The organism is Kitasatospora sp. NPDC091257 (genome assembly GCF_044757675.1).
Classification (GTDB): domain Bacteria; phylum Actinomycetota; class Actinomycetes; order Streptomycetales; family Streptomycetaceae; genus Kitasatospora; species Kitasatospora lactacystinica.
This window is the reverse complement of record NZ_JBIVVI010001762.1, coordinates 1-1,281: the sequence shown is the minus strand read 5'-3', so window position 1 is coordinate 1,281 and position 1,281 is coordinate 1. Positions and strand designations below refer to the sequence as shown.

General features: G+C 68.0%; 2 protein-coding genes. Both read left to right on the top strand.

The window, feature by feature from the left end; genetic code table 11:
* Positions 1-295: 295 nt before the first annotated feature.
* On the top strand, positions 296-1,159 hold the full coding sequence (locus ACIQOV_RS41855) for a helix-turn-helix transcriptional regulator (protein ID WP_359899824.1): 864 nt from the start codon (positions 296-298) through the stop codon (positions 1,157-1,159).
* The coding region (locus ACIQOV_RS41850; protein ID WP_401056440.1) for a DUF397 domain-containing protein at positions 1,156-1,281 on the top strand (126 nt) is incomplete at its 3' end. The genes ACIQOV_RS41855 and ACIQOV_RS41850, both read left to right, overlap by 4 nt.

Here is a 1,281-nt window from a genome sequence, read left to right as displayed (position 1 = left end):
CCGGACGCCCGGCAACCGCCCGCCCCCGCACGTGCCGGGGCAGGTGCGGGCCGGTCCGGGGGCGGCCTCCGCAGTACCTGTCCGAGTCGTCCGAGCCGCATTACCACCTGGGGGCTTTCGCTGTCTCGCGGAAGTGCTTTTCCGATGATCTGTGCTACCGCGCTGCTGTGATTCCCCGGCGCCGACCTGGCCCAAGGTGACATGCTGCTCCAAGTCAGGGGGGTTGGTCCCAATGTCCGAAGTGTTCCGAGGGCTGCCGCTCCAACGAGCACCAGAGGTCCGGCCGGAGGTCGAAGTGTCCGCCAACGTCAATCCCACCGTGCGCCGCCGGCGCCTCGGTTCGGAGCTGCGCAAGCTCCGCGAGGGCCTGGGCATGACGGCCGAGGAGGTCGCCGGCCGGCTGATGGTCTCCCAGTCGAAGATCAGCCGGCTGGAGAACGGCCGCCGCAGCATCAGCCAGCGCGATGTGCGCGACCTCTGCGACGTCTACAACGTGCCCGACGACCAGCTGCGCGCCAGCCTGATGGAGATGGCCAAGGAGTCGCGCCAGCGCGGATGGTGGCACGACTTCAACGACATGCCGACCCCGTACAGCGTCTACATCGGACTGGAGGCCGAGGCCTCCTCGATCCGCGCGTACGAGTCCTCCTTCGTCCCCGGCCTGCTGCAGACCGAGCACTACGCCCAGGCCGTGGTCGAGGGCACCCAGCCGGACACCGACGCGGTCGCCGTGCAGCGCCGGGTGCAGGTCCGGATGAAGCGCCAGGAGCGCATCCACGGCGAGAACCAGCTGGGCAGCCTGTGGACCGTCATAGACGAGGCGGTGCTGCGCCGCGAGGTCGGCAGCAAGGCCGTGATGGCCCAGCAGCTGCAGCAGATGCTGGAGCTCAGCCAGCGCGCGAACATCACGATCCAGGTGATCCCGTTCTCGCACGGCGCCCATCCCGGCATGACCGGGACATTCTCGCTGCTGGAGTTCCCGGAGTCAGCCGATTCCACAGTTGTCTACTTCGAAGGTGTGACGAGCGATCTCTACCTGGAGAAGGAGGCGGACGTGCGCCGCTATACCGGTCTGTACGACTACCTGAGAGCGGCCGCACTCGGTGTCGCGGAGAGCCGGTCGCTGATAGCCGACATCGAGAAGGAATTCCACGAATGATCACCCCGTCCGAGTACGGAACCCGTTGGCGCAAGAGCAGTCACAGCGGGGGCCAAGGCGCCTGCGTGGAGATCGCCGTCCCAGGCGCGGGGGAGGTGGCCGTCCGGGACTCCAAGGACCCC